Raw genomic sequence first — 16,493 nt, 5'->3', positions numbered from 1 at the left:
GTCCATCCGGGGGTGCCGGATTGGGTCATCAACACGACGCTCAGGGAGGAAACCATGAAGCGCATCATGCTTGGCGCCGTTGCGGCGCTTGCCTTGGCCACCGGAATGGCCGCAGCGGAATACCCGGAAAAGGAAATTCAGGGCATCATCCAATGGGGGGCCGGTGGCTCGACCGATACGGTCATGCGTTCCGTGACCCCGCACGCCGAGGCTGCTTTGGGCGGTACGGTGGTCATGCAGAACATGACCGGCGCGGTTGGCGCGATTGCGCTGAACTACGTGGCCGACGCGGATGCCGACGGTTACACGCTGTTGATGGGCGCCGAAAACCCGATGCTTTACAAGATCATGGGGCTGGGTACGAAGGACTACGGAGAATTCATTCCGGTCAACATCCTGGCCCGTGGCACACCGCTTTTGGTTGCCAACAACGACGCGCCTTTCGACAGCTACGCCGAGATGATCGCCTATGTGAAGGACCATCCGGGCGAGGTGCGTTTCGGTTCGACGGGGCCGGGTGGCCTGCCGTCGGTGGTGACCGCCATGGTCAATGCGGTCGAGGGTGAACTGGATGTGATCTATGTGCCCTATGACGGTGACGGCCCCGCGCTGACCGGTCTCCAGGGGGGCGCGATCGACGTCATGCCCGCCGTTCTGGGGGCCGCCATCGAAGGCATCCGGGCCGGAAAGATGAAGGCGCTGGCCGTCGTCGACGTGGCCGAGAACGACAAGCTGCCGGGGGTCGAGGCCGTTGCCGCGATCAATGCCGATTACAACACCTATCTGCCGTGGGGCCCGTTCTTTGGTGTCTTTGCCAAGAAGGGCACGCCGGACGATGTGGTGGCCAAGTTGTCGGCTGCCTATGCCGAAGCCGCTGAAAACGCGGATTTCGTTTCGCTGATGGAAGGACGCGGGTTCACCCTGATGGGGATTTCCGGTGCCGAGGCCGAGGAATTCCTTGCCAAATGGCAGCAGGGAACCGCGTGGCTGCTGCATGATGCGGGTCTGACCAAGGCCTCGCCCGAAGAGTTCGGCATCGCGCGTCCCGGCGAATAACCCGGGACAGCGCAAGGCCGGAAGCGGGACGACCCGACCCGGCATTGGATCACCCGATCCAAGGCACGGCAGGCGCCGCATTTCCAAAGGCGAAGTGCGGCGCCTGTTTCATTCGACATCCACCGGGAGGAGGGCCCCATGAGGATTGAACCGGAACACCATGACGGCACGTCCGATGCCACGCCGGGGGGCGAGGCGGACAAGCGGCGACCGGGAGAGTTGGCCTTTGCCGCCTTTCTTTGCCTGGCCAGCCTCTACTTGCTGCGGGACGCATGGGGCATCGAGAATGCCTTTGGTCCCAACGGGCTGTCCTCGCCGCGTTCGATCCCTCTGGCGACGACATGCGCTATGGTCGTCAGCGCCGCGATCGTCCTGTTCAAGACGGCGCGTCTGCCGCTGGACCGTGGCGAAACGCTGATGCGTGACATCCTGCCCTGGACGGTGATCCTGTTTGCGGGCCTCTTGGCGGCCTATGGCGCGCTGCTGAAAACGGTGGGCTTTCTACCTGTTTCAGCGGTGTTCCTTGTGGTGGCGATCAAGGTGCTTGCCCGGCGCGGTTGGGGTTGGACGCTGGCGGTTGCGCTGATGTCGCTGTTGGTGATCTGGCTGATCTTCCGCATCGTGTTTTCCGTGCTGATGCCTGCGGGCATCGTCCCCGAAGGTGAACTGATCCAGTTCTTTCGCGGCTTGACCGGAGGGGGCGGGGCATGAGCGCACTGATGGATTTCCTTCTGGTCTTTTCGCAACCGCAACTGCTGTTGTTGGTCGGCCTTGGCACGTTTGCAGGCGTCTACGTCGGCGCAATCCCGGGCCTGTCGGTCACTATGGCGGTGTCGATCCTGATCTCTTTCACCTTTTCATGGGACGTCTACCCGGCCATTTCGCTGATGATCGGGATCTACATGGGCGGTGTCTATGGCGGATCGCGCACGGCGATCCTGCTGAACATTCCCGGCGCGCCTTCGGCCATCGCAACCGCGCTGGACGGCTATCCCATGGCGCAGCGCGGCGAAGCGGGCACCGCCATCGGCGTCACCACGGTCATGAGTTTCATCGGCGGTTTCGTTGGCATCGGTATCCTTGCCGTGGCCGCGCCGCTGGTGTCCGATTTCGCGCTGAAGTTTCAGCCGCGCGACTACATGCTGCTGGCCATCCTTGGCATCCTGCTGGTGGGGTCGTTGTCGCAAGGGTCGCTGGTCAAGGGGATCTTTGCCGGTGCGCTGGGCATTGCCATCGGTGCCGTGGGCCGTGACCCGCTGACCTTTACCGAGCGGTTTACCTTTGATCTCAAGCTGATGGAGGGCGGAATTTCCTTCATTGCCGTCATGATCGGCATGTTCGGCGTATCCGAAGCGCTGTTGCAACTGCACCATGTGAACAAGGACGCGGTCCGTCAAAAGATCAGCCGCATCGTGCCGTCGCTGGCGACGGTCCGCAAACATCTGCCGTTGTCGTTGCAGACCTCGACCATCGGCGTAACCATTGGGGCCTTGCCGGGCACGGGCGGCGATATCGCCGCGCTCATGGCCTATGACCATGCCAAACGGGTAACCAAGAACCCGGAGAGAGCGTTCGGCGATGGCGCGATGGAGGGGCTGGTGGCCCCGGAGACCGCCAACAACGCCGCCGTGGGCGGGGCCTTTATCCCGATGATGACTTTGGGCATCCCCGGGGACGCGGTGACGGCGATCATGATCGGCGCGCTGTTCATTCACGGGCTGAACCCGGGACCGATGTTGATGATCGACCAGCCAGACATGTTCTGGTTCATCGTCGGCTGCCTTGTAACGGCCAATTGTTTCATGCTGCTGTTCGGCCTGACCGGAATCCGCCTGTTCACCAAGATCGTCGAGATGCCGCGCAGCGTGCTGATCCCGCTGATCATGCTCTTGTCCATCGTGGGAGCCTTTGCGGTGAACAATTCGATCGCGGATGTCTACTGGATGCTTGGCTTTGGCGTCTTTGGTTATTTCATGCGCCACTACGGCTATCCGCTGGGTCCTGTGATCCTTGGCGTGATCCTGTCGCGCCTGCTGGATGACAACTGGCGCCGGGCCATCATCTCGGAACGCGAGGATCTGGGCCGCTTTTTCGAGGGGATCGTCACCAGCCCGCTGTCGCTGATCCTGTTTGTCTCGGTGATCCTCGTGTTTGTGTCGCAGACCCCGGTCTGGCGCTGGGGCAAGTCCAAACTGTTGAAGGAGGCATGACGATGACCAAACCGGACCTCAAGCTGGGCCTGATCGGCGACAATATCGCCCGTTCGCGAGCGCCTTCGCTGCATCGTCTGGCCGGGGCGCAAAACGGCCTCGCGGTACAGTATGACCGGCTGATCCCGCATGAAATGGGCGAGCCGTTCGACATGGTTTTTGATCGTTGTGCAGAGCGGGGCTATCGCGGGATCAACGTCACCTATCCCTACAAGGAACGCGCGGCCAGGAAGGTGGCCATAGGCGATCCACTGGTGGCCGCCATCGGCGCAGTGAATACTGTGCTGTTCGAACCGGACGGGCCCAAGGGGCAAAACACCGACTATTCCGGCTTTGTCGCCGCCTATCGCGCGGCGCGCAGGGTTGCCCCGGGCATCTGCTGCCTGATCGGAACGGGAGGTGTGGGCCGGGCGCTGGCCTTTGGCCTGCTGGCGCTGGAGGCCGAAGATATCCGGCTGGTGGATCGCGACGCCGCCAAGGCCGAGGCGTTGGCGGCCGACCTGCGGGCCGCTGGAAAACCCACGCGCATCCGCTGTTTTACCGAAGCATCTACAGCTGCCGACGGGGCGCAGGGCCTGCTGAACGGCACGCCGGTCGGTATGGTCGGTTACGAAGGCACGCCTTTGCCAGCCGGGGCGATGGCGGGTGCGGAATGGGCCTTTGACGCCGTTTACACGCCTGTCGACACGCAGTTCCTGACCGATGCAGAGTCCGCCGGGCTGGTCATCATCTCGGGCTATGAATTGTTTTTCTGGCAGGGTGTCCACGCCTGGGCACATTTTTCGGGCATGCCTCTGGATCAGGCTGCGCTGCGCCAGAGCCTTGCTGATGAGACGCAGTCATGAAGACCTCTATCGCCACCGTTTCGATTTCCGGCACGCTGCGCGAAAAGCTGAGCGCCATCGCCAAGGCCGGTTTCGACGGGATCGAGATTTTCGAACAGGATTTCATCGCCGACGAGGGCAGCGCCCGCGATATTGGCGAGATGATCCGCGCGCACGGTCTGGACATCACGCTGTTCCAGCCGTTCCGCGATTTCGAGGGGTTGACCGGCGATCTGCGCCGCCGCGCCTTTGATAGGGCGCGCTATAAATTCGACACCATGGCCGAACTGGGGGCGCATCGCATCCTCGTTTGTTCCTCCTGCCATCCAAAGGCGCTGGGCGGCATCGACCGGGCGGCGGACGATTTTTCCGAACTGGGCGGGATCGCGGCAGACTACGGCATTCAGGTCGGGTTCGAGGCGCTGGCCTGGGGCCGGCACGTGAACGATCACCGGGACGCCTGGGAAATCGTTCGCAGGGCGGATCACCCCAACGTGGGGATCATCCTTGACAGTTTTCACACGCTGGCTCGCAAGATCGACCCCAACACCATTCGGCGCATTCCCGGCGACAAGATCACCTTTGTTCAACTGGCCGACGCTCCGCAGATCGAGATGGACCTGCTGTATTGGTCTCGTCATTTCCGCAATATGCCCGGCGAGGGCGATCTTGCCGTGACCGATTTTATGCGGGCTGTCGCCGCCACGGGGTATGACGACTGGATCAGCCTTGAAATTTTCAACGACCAGTTCCGCGGTGGCCGCCCCGAGGGGCTGGCGCGCGACGGGCACAGGTCATTGGTCGCGGTCATGGATGACGTGCGCAGGCAGGAACCGGACCTGAAGCAGGGCCCGCCGGACATCCCGGCGCGCATTGCCGTCGACGGCGTGTCGTTCATCGAGTTTGCCACCCGCGGGGCCGAGGCCGAGACCCTGAGGGGCCTGCTGCGGTCCATGGGGTTTTCAGAGGCGGGCCGGCATATCGCCAAGAAGGTCACGCTGTGGCAACAGGGGGACATCCGCATCGTCCTGAACGAGGAAACGACCGGTTTTGCCGATCACGTTTGGTCGGCGCGCGGCACTGGCGTCTGCGATGTGGGACTGCAAGTGGCCAGCGCCGGGGACACGGTTACGCGGGCTCATGCGCTGGGTGCCAGCCTGTTCCGTCAGCCACTTGGCCCGCGTGAGCTGGACATTCCCGCCATCCGCAGTGTTGGCGGCAGCGTGATGCATTTCATCGACGAGGCAAGCGGCCTGTCCGATGTCTGGCAGGTGGAGTTCACCCAGACTGATCCGCCCGGCGAAGGGGCGGGATTGCAACGGATCGACCACCTTGCCGAAACCATGAGCTATGACGAGATGCTCAGTTGGTCGCTGTTCTACACCTCGCTGTTCGATATGGCCCCGTCGCCAATGAACGATGTGATCGACCCGGACGGGCTGGTCCGCAGTCAGGCCATTCGCACGCCCGACGGCGGCGCGCGGATCACGCTCAACGGGGCGGAAACGCATCGGACGTTGGCGGGGGCGTTTCTGGCGGAAAGCTTTGGCGGTGCGGTGCAGCACGTAGCCTTTGCCACCGGCGACATCTTTGCCGCCGCGCGCTCGATGGCAGAACGCGGTTTCGAGCCGCTGCCAATGACCGAGAACTACTACCGGGATCTGGCGGCGCGTTTCGATCTGGACGAGCCGACGCAAGCCGCCCTGAAGGCGCATCACATTCTTTATGACGAGGATGCCGAGGGGCGCTTTTTCCAGTTCTATTCGCGGCCCTTCAGCGGCGGTTTGTTCTTCGAGGTGGTGCAGCGGCTGAACGGATACGACGGCTATGGCGCGCCGAATGCGCCCTTCAGGATCGCCGCGCAGAAACGTCTGACCGAGGTCAAGGGGATGCCCGCCCGCTAGGGGGCGTCTGACGTAGGCGCTCCCTGGGCCTGGTCGGTCAACCATGCGCAAAAAACCGCGGCATCCCTGCGGTCATCGGTGGTGTCGATCAGGTAAAAGTGGTCCCGCTCGATCTCGCGGAAGCCGTCCAGCCGACGCAGGGAACCGTCCGCCAGATAAGGGTCGACCAGAGGGTTGCCTGCAAGCGCGACCCCATGTCCGGCAATCGCCGCCTGCAACATGTTGATATAGGTGTTCATGACCACGCCGCTGGCTTCGGACGGCGGGGTGAGGTCGTTCTTGCGAAACCAGTTCGGCCAACGCGCGCCGGGTCGGTAGATGCCCGACAGGTGCAGCAGCGTTTCGTTCAGCAGGTCCTTGGGATGCTGCAATGCTGTCCGGGCGCGATATTTGGGACTGACCACCGGAAAAACCCTTTCGCGCAAAAGTGGCGTGACCTTCCGAAAGGCCGGCGGTTCCGCAGAATAGCGGATCGCGACATCGACGCCTTCGGTTTCAAGGTCCAGCTTCCGGTCGGACACCACGAGGTTCAATTCGATTTCCGGGTGCAGGTTGCTGAACCCGACCAGCCGTGGCATCAGCCAGTAGGTCGCAAACGCCGAGGTGGTCGTCACCGTCAGGCGGTTGTCTCCGGCCCGTGCCGCCACGCTTTGCAGCGCCGAGGCGATCTGGTTCAGCGCGGGAGAGACCTCGGCCGCCAAGGCGCGGCCGGCTTGGGTCAGCGTCACCTTGCGGTGTTCGCGATGAAAAAGAGGGGTGCCAAGTGTCTCTTCCAACTCGCCAATCTGGCGACTGACAGAGACACGCGTCACCCCCAGCTCTTCGGCCGCACGTGTAAAGTTCCCCTTTCGGGAAGCGGCCTCGAACGTAATCAAATGAGGCAGTCTGGTAAGTGTATTGCGAAGATTTCCCATAACGTCACGGTTAACATGATGTTCCGGATTTTTGAACTTCACAGACCGGGCATCAACCCAAATCATGGAAACAGGACAACAAGCGCAGCCAAAACGGGCTGCCATAAAGGGAGCACGAACATGAAACTTCTTTCCAGGATCGTCTTGCCGCTGGCCGTGTCGGCCTTCGCCGCAAACCCGGTCATTGCCGAGGACCTTCCCGGCGCGGGCGTGACCGTTTCGCCGATCAAAGGATCACCTGCCAATGCCTGGTTCCAACACATGGTGCTGCAACTGGGGCTAGAGGCACTGGGCTACGAGGTTGAGGAAACGCTGGAGGCGGATTTCCCCGCGTTGCACCTTGCCGTGGCCTCTGGCGACGCGGATTACACGTTCAACCACTGGATGCCGCTGCACAACGGGTTCTTTGACAAGTCGGGTGGCGAGGCGGTGATGACCCGCGTCAACGCTGCCATCAAGGGCGCGGGGCAGGGATACTACATCGACAAGAAAACCGCCGAGGCGCACGGTATCACCCATATCGGGCAACTGGCCGACCCGGCGCTGGCAGCGATCTTTGACAGCGATGGGGACGGGCGCGCCAACCTGTCCGGCTGTAACCCGGGCTGGGGCTGTGAACTGGCCATCGAAACCCATCTGGATGATTTCGACCTGCGCGACACCGTCCAGCACGATCAGGGCAGCTATTTCGCGATCATGGCCGACACGATCACGCGCTACAACGAAGGCGGGGCGATCCTGTATTACACCTGGACGCCCAACTGGATCAGCGATGTGCTGGTGCCGGGCAGCGACGTGGTGCAGATCGGTGTACCCAGCGATGACGGTTTCGACGCGGGCTTTGCGGTGAACGATGTCTATATCGTCGCCAACAACGAGTTCCTCGAAGACAATCCCGCCGCTGCCAAGCTTTTCGAGCTGGTGGATATTCCGATTTCCGCCGTGAACGCCGCACAGGTCAAACTGCGCGATGGCGAAAACACGGTGGACGATTTCCGCCGCCATGCCGCGGACTGGATCGCCGCCAATCAGGCGCAGTTCGACGGCTGGATTGCCGAAGCCAAAACCGCCAACTGATTCACTCCCCCCAACTGGCGGGCGCGGCCATTGTCGCGCCCTTTTTTTCCCGAAAGGAATGCGCCGTGAGTGATGCGCAAATCGAATGCCGTGACCTGTGGAAGATCTACGGGCGACGGGCGGACGAGGCGATGAAAGCCGTGCTGGCCGAGGGGCTGAGCAAGGAAGAGGTGCGCGACCGGTTCAACTGTGTTCTGGGCGTCCGCAACGCCAGCTTCAGCGTCCGCAAGGGCGAAATCTTTTGCATCATGGGCCTGTCGGGATCCGGCAAATCGACGCTGGTGCGCCACGTCAACCGCCTGATCGACCCGACCTCGGGCGAGATCCACGTCGCGGGGCAGCGCGTGGACACCATGGGCGAGGCCGAACTGCTGGACCTGCGGTCGCGGACCATCGGCATGGTGTTCCAGCACATGGCGCTGTGGCCGCACCGGACGCTGGGTGACAACGTGGGCTTTGGGCTTGAGGTGCGCGGCATCGGCGCAGCCGAGCGGCGCGCGGCCGCTGAAAAGGCGCTGGAGGCGATGGATCTGGGCGGCTGGATCGACCACTATCCCGACCAGCTTTCGGGCGGGATGCAACAGCGGGTGGGCCTTGCCCGCGCGCTGGCGGCGGACCCGGAAATCCTGTTGATGGACGAACCGTTCTCGGCGCTGGATCCGCTGATCCGCCGGCAGTTGCAGGACCAGTTCCTGAACCTCTCTGCCCATATGGACAAGACCACGCTGTTCATCACCCATGACCTGGACGAAGCCATCCGCATGGGCGACCACATCGCGATCATGAACGATGGCGAGATCGTGCAAATCGGCACGCCCGAGGAAATCGTGACCAAGCCCACGGATGACTACGTGGCCGAATTCGTCAAGGGCATCAGCCGCGTGGGTCTGGTGCGGGCCGAAACCATCATGGACCGGCTGGACGGTCGCGCGCCGACGGCCAAGCAGGTCGGGCTGAACGCCGAACTGGGCGAGATCATCGAATTTTTCATGGAAGATCAGGACCCCGTCACCGTGGTCAGCCCGGATGGGCCGCCGGTGGGGCAGATCACCATCAAGGCCGCGCTGACGGCTCTGCGCGGATAGAGGGGGACGATATGGACCTGTGGAACATCTTTGACGAGGAATGGGTGCCGGTCGGCGTCTGGGTCGAAAACGCCCTGCAATGGGTCGTGGCCAATTTCCGGTTCATCTTTCAGGCGATCAAGGTGCCCTTCGACATCGTTCTGACCGGGCTTGAGGACGGGCTGACCGAGGCACCGGACCTGCTGATCCTGACGTTGATCGTGCTGATTGCCTGGCAGGCGGGGGGGCGCAAGCTGGGCCTGATCTCGCTGGCCTGTATGTTGGGCATCGGGCTGATGGGCGCGTGGGAAGAAAGCATGACCACCCTGTCGATCGTGCTGACCTGCGTGGTCTTCTGTTCGCTGATCGGCATCCCGCTGGGCGTGTTCGCGGCCAAGAACGACCGCTTCTGGATGGTGCTGCAACCCTGCCTTGACCTGATGCAGACGATCCCTTCGTTTGTCTACCTCGTGCCCATCGTGATGCTGTTCTCCATCGGCAATGTCTCGGGCGTGATCGTGACCTTCATCTATGCCTTGCCGCCGGTGGTGCGCCTGACCAATCTTGGGATCCGGCAGGTGCGGGCCGATATGGTCGAGGCGGCGCGGGCCTTTGGTGCCTCGAAACGGCAGACGCTGTTCAAGGTCGAACTGCCGCTGGCGATGCCAACGATCATGGCTGGGGTAAACCAGACCATTATGATGGCGCTGTCAATGGTCGTCGTTTCGTCGATGATCTCTGTCACCGGGCTGGGCCAGATGGTGCTTCGCGGGATCGGACGGCTGGACATGGGGCTGGCCACTGTCGGCGGTCTGGGCATCGTCCTTCTGGCCATCGTCATTGACCGCACCTCGCAAAGCTTTGGCATCTCGGCCCGCGACCGAAACCACCGCAAATGGTACGAAACCGGACCGGTCGGCGCCCTGCGCGCGCTGGTCAACAAAGGATAACTCATGTCTGACCGTCCAAACATTCTATTCATTCAGGTCGATCAGCTGACGGCGGGTGCCCTGCGCGCCTATGGCGACCGGATCTGTCACGCCCCCACGCTGGACGCGCTGGCCAATGCCGGTGCGGTGTTCGAAAACGCCTATTGCAATTACCCGCTTTGCGCGCCCTCGCGGTTTTCCATGGCGACGGGCCATCTGGCGGGCAAGGTCGGGGCCTATGACAACGCGGCAGAGTTCTCGGCCGAGGTGCCGACCTATGCGCATTACCTGCGCGCGGCGGGCTATCAGACCGCGCTGTCGGGCAAGATGCACTTTATCGGACCGGACCAGTTTCACGGCTTTGAAAAGCGTTTGACCGCCGATCTGTACCCGGCGGATTTCGCCTGGGTGCCGAACTGGAACAACGAGGGCAAGCGCGACACCAATGACCCGCGCGCCGTCCGCATCGCCGGGGTCTGCGAAAGGACCGTCCAGATCGACTATGACGAAGAGGTCACCTTCAAAGCGGTGCAGCACATCTTTGACATGGCGCGATCAGAGGATGGCCGACCGTTCTTCTTGCAGGTTTCCTACACCCATCCGCATGAACCCTATCTGTGCCGCAAGGAGTTCTGGGATCTCTACGAGGATGCGGACATTCCGATGCCGCGCGTCGGGGCCTTGCCGGAAGAGGAACATGATCCGCATTCCGCGCGTCTGCTCAAGGATTTCGGCATGTTGGGCATCCAGTTCAGTGACGAGGATGTGCGCCGCGCGATCCGCGCCTATTACGGCTCGATCAGCTATATCGACAGCCTCGTGAAACGTGTGCTGGACGCGCTGAAGGCGACCGGCGCGGATCAGAACACGGTGATCCTGTTCACCTCGGACCACGGCGAGATGCTGGGCGAACGCGGAATGTGGTTCAAGAAACACTTTTTCGAGAAATCGCTGCGCGTGCCGCTGATCGTCACCGCCCCGGGGCTGGAACCTCAACGGGTGCGCGAGCTGACCTCGCTGGTGGATCTGGTGCCCACCTTCAACGCGATCGCAGGCGTCGAGGAGGTGAGCGAACCGCTGGAGGGTGTCGACCTGCTGAGCCTGACCGACAAGGACGATCCCGAACCTCAACGCGCCGTCTATGCCGAGTATCTGGCCGAGGCGACGCCCGCACCGATCTTCATGATCCGTCGCGGGCAGTTCAAGTTCATTTCGTCGTCGCAGGACGGCGAAATGCTGTTCGATCTCGACAACGATCCCGATGAGCGGGTCAATCTGGCGCAGGATGCCGATCACGCTTCGGTGGCAGAGGCTTTCCGCAAGGAGGTCTCTGAAAAGTGGGATGAAGAGGCGTTGACGCGCGACATTCTGCTAAGCCAGAAACGCCGCGCCATCGTCCGCCGCGCCATGGCCGAGGGGGAAAAACAGCGCTGGAACCACGGTGAAAGCGGCAAGGATCAGGTGATCTGGTACCGGGGTGAGCAGGGCTATAACGAATGGGCCTTTGACTACATCTGACCCTTTGGTCAGCCCTTTGATCCGGATCGTGACCCGCTGGGGCGTGTCAATCGGTGCCAAACCGATTGACAACCCGGGCAGGTCTGACAGTCCTTGTGCCTGACGGTGCGGACGGCCCAATCGGGGCAGGTCACCCGGACGGACATTTGCGATCTTCGGGGTTCCGTGCCCGGGATTGCGCAGGGCACAAGAGGGATTTCCGATGACACGACATGGCGGGCAGTTGCTGGTGGACAGCCTCGTGGCGCTTGGGGCGCAAAAAGCGTTCGGCGTCCCCGGGGAAAGCTATCTTGCCGTGCTGGACGCGCTGCACGACACCGGCGGGCGGCTGGATTTCGTGAACTGCCGGAACGAAGGCGGGGCCGCGTTCATGGCGGCGGCATGGGGCAAGCTGACGGGCGCGCCGGGGATCTGCATGGTGACGCGGGGACCGGGGGTGACGAACGCCTCGATCGGTATTCATACCGCCATGCAGGACAGCGCGCCGATGATCCTTCTGGTGGGGCAGATCGGCACCGACATGCGGGGCCGCGAGGCCTTTCAGGAAATCGACTATCGGGCCGTTTATGGGACGATGGTGAAATGGGCGGTCGAGATCGACGATATCGACCGCATCCCGGAAATCCTTGCCCGCGCGTGGAAAACCGCAACAACGGGGCGGCCCGGTCCGGTGGTCATCGCGCTGCCCGAGGACATGCTGACACGCCAGACCGACACCGCACCGTTGCCCGGTCCGGCCGACTATCCCGAGCCGGTTCCGGCCCCGGCGGTTGTTGCGCGGGTGCGCGAAACCCTCGCACAGGCCCGCCGCCCGCTGATCCTGTATGGTGGCTGCAACTGGACCGAGGCAGGCTCGCAGGCCTTGCAGAGCTTTGCCGAAGCCTCTGACATTCCTGTGGTTTCGGTCTTTCGCTATCAGGATATGTTCGACAACTTCTCGCCCTGTTTTTGCGGCGAGGCCGGAGTTGGCATGACGCCGGGCGTGCGGAAGCTGATGACAGAGGCGGACGTGATCCTTGCGGTCAACAACCGCTTTGGCGAGAACTCGACCGAAGCCTGGACCCTGCTCAAGGTGCCTGTGCCGGATCAACGGTTGATCCATGTGCATGGATCGGATCTGGAACTGGGCAAGGTTTATCAGCCGGAACTGGGCGTGCATTGCGGCCCCAATGCCTTTGCCGAGGCCATGGCCCAAGCACCGGTCGCCGGCGACTGGGCCGCGTGGCGGGCCGAGGCGCGGGCCACATGGGAAGCAGGTTTCGACCTTGGCGACCTGCCCAGCCCGGTCGACATGGGCAAGGTCACAGCGCATCTGCAACAGGTGCTGCCCGACGATGTCGTGCTGACCAATGGTGCCGGGAATTTTACCGTCTGGCCCAACAAGTTCTTCAAATATGGCCCCAAGGCCCGCCTGCTGGCGCCGCAATCGGGGGCCATGGGCTATGGTGTGCCGGCGGCAATCTCGGCCCGGATCGCGGATCCGTCGCGCAGAGTGGTTTGTTTCGCCGGGGATGGCGATTTCCAGATGAACTGTCAGGAGTTGGCGACAGCCGCGCAATATGGTGCGCAGCCGATCATCCTGATCCTGAACAACGGTATTTATGGGACCATCCGCGCCCATCAGGAACGCAACTATCCCACTCGGGTGTCGGGTACCGACATGACGGTGAACCCGGACTTTACGGCGCTTGCCAAGGCCTATGGCTTTCACGCTGAGCGGGTCGAGCGCACCGAGGAATTCGCCGCCGCTTTCGAGCGGGCGCTGGCCTCGCCTACGGGGGCCGTACTGGATCTGAATATCTCGCCCGAGGCCCTGACCCCACGTGTTTCCCTGACGCAAATGCGCGAGGCCGCGCTTAAATCCCGCAGTCTCTGATCGCCCCGCACAGACCCCGCGCGCCGGTGTGGGGTTTGAAACGCGGCGATCTTGGGCCATCCTCCCTGTCATGGGCGCGGTCTGATGCGCCTCACGGCAAGGGGAGAGGTCATGAGCCAGCCAGAACCACTTCGCAAGATCCAGTCGCAGGGCGTGCATCACATCACGCTGGTCGGCGCGGACCGGCAGACGTCGATCGATTTCTGGGAAGGGGTGCTGGGCATGCCTTTCATTTTCGATCAGCCCAACCTCGACAATCCTGACGAGGGGCATCTTTACTTCGATCCCGGCGACGGTCGGCTGATCACGATCTTTACCAATGAAACCCGCACGCCTGACCCTGAACGCACGCCGACAGATCCCGGCTGTGTCCATCACCTTGCGCTGAATGTCAGTCAGGCCAGCTTTTGGCAGGCGGCCAAACGGCTGGAAGCGCGGGGGATCAAACATTCCGGCCCCAAAGACCGGGGTTTCATGGATTCGATCTATTTCAAGGATCCGATGGGGTTCCTGATCGAACTGGCCAGCTATCGGTTCGAACCGCCCGAAGGCGTGCGCCACGCCGAGGTCATGATCGAGGCGCATCGCATTCGCGTGGCGCGTGGCGATCACCACATCGACCGGGAGCATCTTGCCGATGCCATCGAACTGATCGTGGAACGGGGGCAGCAATCGCTGTCCGAGGATCGCGGGGCCAAGAACCCGTACTAGATCCCGCCGGTCGGTGGGTCCCGATCAAGGGCCTGTTTGAGGGCCGCCAGCCCCTGTTCCAGCGCGGCAAGATCGCTGGCCGAGATCGCCTTCAGGATCTCGGCGGAACGGGCTTCGACCTGCGGCAGCGCCTCTGCAAAGAGCGCGCGGCCCTTGTCCGTGCAGGCATAAAGCCGCAGACGCCTGTCATCCGGGGCGATGGCCCGCGTGATCAGCCCCTTGTCCTCCAGTCGTTGCGAGGCACGGCTGACCTGTACCTTGTCCAGCGTCGAACGGCGACTGAGTTCCAGAGAGGTGACTTCGGGTTCCTCGGCCAGCAGAAACAGCAGGCGCCATTCCTCGCGGCTGAGCCCGTAGTGGCGCCCGTAGACCGCGGCAAGACTGCGGGAGAAGGCTTCGGCGGCGATGGCCAGCCGGTAGGGAAAGAAGGTTTCCAACTGCGCCGCCGCCCGAGACGGGAGCGGCGCGGCGGCGTCTTCTCTCGGTTCCGGCGCAGGGCCGGTCATGCGGCGGCGTCCTCTCCGGCCGGTGTTCTGGCTGTGCGCAGGGCGGCGGTCAGAACAGCGTGATCACCGATCTGGTTCGCAAGGATCAGGATCAGCCGCGCATTCAGGGCCGAACTTTCATCGTCCGACAATCCGTCATGCGCCGCGATCAGCGCCGCGTAGAAATCGTCGGGACGGTCGAGGTTCGGTGTCAGCGTCAGGTCGGTCATGTCTCACTCCAGTCCGATTGCGCGGCGCAGCGCGGCGCGGGTGGCGGTTTCATCGAAACTCTCCCAGCGGGCGGCAACATGCTGGTCCGGGCGCACGAGGTAGATGGCGGATTTCGCATCGCCAAGGTAGCGGGCTGCCAGCGCGCCGGTCGCATCGTCGCTTGCCGCCACAGACAGGCGGCGGATCGGGATGCCGGCCTCCTCCAGAGTTTCCGGTACTTCGGCATTGATGGCCAGCAGGGTAAAGCCGCCGCCAAGCTGGTTCAGCAGAAAACCATCGGCCAAAGGCGCATCGGGGCAGGGGCTGCCGACCCGCGTGCGGTCAGGGCCTCCGGGCAGGGAATCCGCACCGTTCAGAGGTCCGCCGTCATAGGTGCAGGGCACCGACAACCGACCCGAGTTGACCAGTGGCCGGGCAAAAGCGTGATGTTCAGCCAGATCCAGCACCGCGTTGCGGAAGATATGGCTGATCTTGGACTTGGGCGTGATGAAATCGGTCGAACGGGTGGAGTTCAGAATGTTCTCGTCCGCGCCGTAGACCCGTTCGGCATCATAGCTGTCCAAGAGGCTTTCGGGGGCCTTTCCCTCGATCACCAGCCCCAGCTTCCAGCCAAGGTTGTCGACGTCCTGCATGCCCGAATTGGCGCCGCGTGCGCCGAAGGGCGAAACCTGATGCGCAGCATCACCCGCGAACAGCACGCGACCGTGGCGGAATTTTTTCATACGGCGGCATTGGAACGTATAGATCGAGGTCCAGACGATGTCGTATTCGACGTCGCCCAGCATGGCGTCCAGCCGGGCGCGCACGTTTTCCTCTTGCAGTTCCTTCTTGCGGTCCACATCCCAACCGATCTGGAAATCCACCCGCCAGACGCCATCGGGCTGCTTGTGCAACAGGGTCGATGCGCCGGATTTGAAATGCGGTTCGAACCAGAACCAACGCTCGGTCGGGAAATCATCGTTCACCATGCGGATGTCGGCGATCAGGAAGCTGTCCTCGAAGACGCGGCCCTCGAAATCCAGCCCCATCATGCCGCGCAGCGGGGACGACGCACCGTCACAGCCGATCAGCCAGTCGGCCTCTATGGTATAGGGGCCATCTGGGGTGGTGATCTCTAGCGTGACATGATCGTCATGCACGGTGACATTGTCGACGCGGTTTTTGCCGCGCAGCTCGATGGGGGCACCGGCCGCCTGCGCCTCGCGCACCCGTTCGACGATGAATTTCTCGAAATAGGGCTGTTGCAGGTTGATGAAGGCGGGAAACTTGTGCCCGTCTTCGGGCAACAGGTTGAATTCATAGACCTTGCGGTCATCGTGGAACACCTTGCCAAGGTTCCAGACCACGCCCTTGTCCAGCATCGGCTGCCCGCATCCATAGCGATCGGCGATCTCAAGGCACCGCTTGGCGAAACAGATCGCCCGGCTGCCCATGCCGATGCCCTCGTGGTCGTCCAGAACGACGACCGGGATGCCCTGCAGGCCAAGGTCCAGCGCCGTGGCGACCCCGATGGGACCGCCGCCCATGACGACCACCGGATGACGGACCGGCGTTTCCGCGTCCTGATCGGTGGAGCGTTCGTAGGGGTAGAGCTTGAAGGCGAGTTGATAGCGGTCGTGGATCATGTCGGTTCCTCCTTGTCCGACCGGGGGCAAGGCCCGCCGTGCATTCCTGAAACGGTGCGCGCAGGGCGC

The 16,493-nt window shown here is 62.8% G+C and carries 15 protein-coding genes; 11 read left to right on the top strand and 4 right to left on the bottom strand.

The window, feature by feature from the left end; all coding sequences use genetic code 11:
- The first annotated feature begins 54 nt into the window (after positions 1 to 54).
- The 5 genes from KJP30_RS21385 (at position 55) to KJP30_RS21365 (ending at position 5,994) form a co-directional block, all read left to right on the top strand.
- Entirely contained in the window at positions 55 to 1,056 is a 1,002-nt protein-coding gene (locus tag KJP30_RS21385; RefSeq protein WP_218451403.1) for a tripartite tricarboxylate transporter substrate binding protein, read from the top strand.
- A gap of 138 nt (positions 1,057 to 1,194) precedes the next feature.
- Positions 1,195 to 1,767 (top strand): tripartite tricarboxylate transporter TctB family protein, encoded by a 573-nt coding sequence (locus KJP30_RS21380; RefSeq protein WP_218451402.1) that lies wholly within the window; start codon positions 1,195 to 1,197, stop codon positions 1,765 to 1,767.
- Positions 1,764 to 3,266, top strand: a complete 1,503-nt coding sequence (locus tag KJP30_RS21375) for a tripartite tricarboxylate transporter permease (RefSeq protein WP_218451401.1) — start codon at positions 1,764 to 1,766, stop codon at positions 3,264 to 3,266. The genes KJP30_RS21380 and KJP30_RS21375 overlap by 4 nt, the downstream gene beginning before the upstream one ends.
- A gap of 2 nt (positions 3,267 to 3,268) precedes the next feature.
- Entirely contained in the window at positions 3,269 to 4,111 is an 843-nt protein-coding gene (locus tag KJP30_RS21370; protein WP_343222806.1) for a shikimate dehydrogenase family protein, read from the top strand.
- Positions 4,108 to 5,994 carry a bifunctional sugar phosphate isomerase/epimerase/4-hydroxyphenylpyruvate dioxygenase family protein gene (locus tag KJP30_RS21365; RefSeq protein ID WP_218451399.1) on the top strand — a complete coding sequence of 629 codons (1,887 nt, stop codon included), beginning with the start codon at positions 4,108 to 4,110 and terminating at the stop codon, positions 5,992 to 5,994. The genes KJP30_RS21370 and KJP30_RS21365 overlap by 4 nt, the downstream gene beginning before the upstream one ends.
- Here the strand turns inward: KJP30_RS21365 and KJP30_RS21360 are convergent.
- Positions 5,991 to 6,908, bottom strand: a complete 918-nt coding sequence (locus KJP30_RS21360; RefSeq protein WP_224874546.1) for a LysR substrate-binding domain-containing protein — start codon at positions 6,906 to 6,908, stop codon at positions 5,991 to 5,993. The genes KJP30_RS21365 and KJP30_RS21360 overlap by 4 nt on opposite strands.
- 120 nt (positions 6,909 to 7,028) lie before the next feature.
- On the opposite strand from KJP30_RS21360, the gene proX reads away from it, so the two are divergent.
- The 6 genes from proX to KJP30_RS21330 all read left to right on the top strand — a co-directional run bounded on the left by proX (position 7,029) and on the right by KJP30_RS21330 (position 14,083).
- The gene (gene proX, locus KJP30_RS21355; RefSeq protein ID WP_218451397.1) at positions 7,029 to 7,985 is read left to right on the top strand and encodes a glycine betaine/L-proline ABC transporter substrate-binding protein ProX; all 957 of its coding nucleotides are present in this window, start codon (positions 7,029 to 7,031) and stop codon (positions 7,983 to 7,985) included.
- Between the two features lie 65 nt (positions 7,986 to 8,050).
- A complete protein-coding gene (locus KJP30_RS21350; protein ID WP_343222805.1) occupies positions 8,051 to 9,070 on the top strand; it encodes a quaternary amine ABC transporter ATP-binding protein in 1,020 nt (339 codons plus the stop codon).
- A gap of 11 nt (positions 9,071 to 9,081) precedes the next feature.
- Entirely contained in the window at positions 9,082 to 9,999 is a 918-nt protein-coding gene (locus tag KJP30_RS21345; RefSeq protein ID WP_218451396.1) for an ABC transporter permease, read from the top strand.
- A 3-nt stretch (positions 10,000 to 10,002) separates the two neighbouring features.
- Entirely contained in the window at positions 10,003 to 11,496 is a 1,494-nt protein-coding gene (gene betC, locus KJP30_RS21340) for a choline-sulfatase (protein WP_218451395.1), read from the top strand.
- Between the two features lie 202 nt (positions 11,497 to 11,698).
- Positions 11,699 to 13,372: a thiamine pyrophosphate-dependent enzyme gene (locus KJP30_RS21335; RefSeq protein ID WP_218451394.1), complete on the top strand. Its 1,674-nt coding sequence runs from the start codon at positions 11,699 to 11,701 to the stop codon at positions 13,370 to 13,372.
- A 111-nt stretch (positions 13,373 to 13,483) separates the two neighbouring features.
- A complete protein-coding gene (locus KJP30_RS21330) occupies positions 13,484 to 14,083 on the top strand; it encodes a VOC family protein (RefSeq protein ID WP_218451393.1) in 600 nt (199 codons plus the stop codon).
- Here KJP30_RS21330 and KJP30_RS21325 read toward each other — a convergent pair.
- From KJP30_RS21325 to KJP30_RS21315, 3 genes are read right to left on the bottom strand one after another with little or no spacing between them, the layout of a single operon-like run.
- Positions 14,080 to 14,589, bottom strand: coding sequence for a MarR family winged helix-turn-helix transcriptional regulator (locus KJP30_RS21325; RefSeq protein WP_218451392.1), 510 nt, complete (start codon positions 14,587 to 14,589; stop codon positions 14,080 to 14,082). The genes KJP30_RS21330 and KJP30_RS21325 overlap by 4 nt on opposite strands.
- Positions 14,586 to 14,798, bottom strand: coding sequence for a DUF2783 domain-containing protein (locus tag KJP30_RS21320; protein ID WP_218451391.1), 213 nt, complete (start codon positions 14,796 to 14,798; stop codon positions 14,586 to 14,588). The genes KJP30_RS21325 and KJP30_RS21320 overlap by 4 nt, the downstream gene beginning before the upstream one ends.
- 3 nt (positions 14,799 to 14,801) lie before the next feature.
- Positions 14,802 to 16,424 carry an FAD-dependent oxidoreductase gene (locus KJP30_RS21315; protein ID WP_218451390.1) on the bottom strand — a complete coding sequence of 541 codons (1,623 nt, stop codon included), beginning with the start codon at positions 16,422 to 16,424 and terminating at the stop codon, positions 14,802 to 14,804.
- Positions 16,425 to 16,493 lie beyond the last annotated feature (69 nt).

It is taken from the genome of Antarctobacter sediminis (assembly GCF_019218285.1).
In the GTDB taxonomy this organism is placed as follows: domain Bacteria; phylum Pseudomonadota; class Alphaproteobacteria; order Rhodobacterales; family Rhodobacteraceae; genus Antarctobacter; species Antarctobacter sediminis.
Note: the sequence above shows the minus strand (reverse complement) of the source record. Positions and strands in the feature narration are given on the sequence as shown.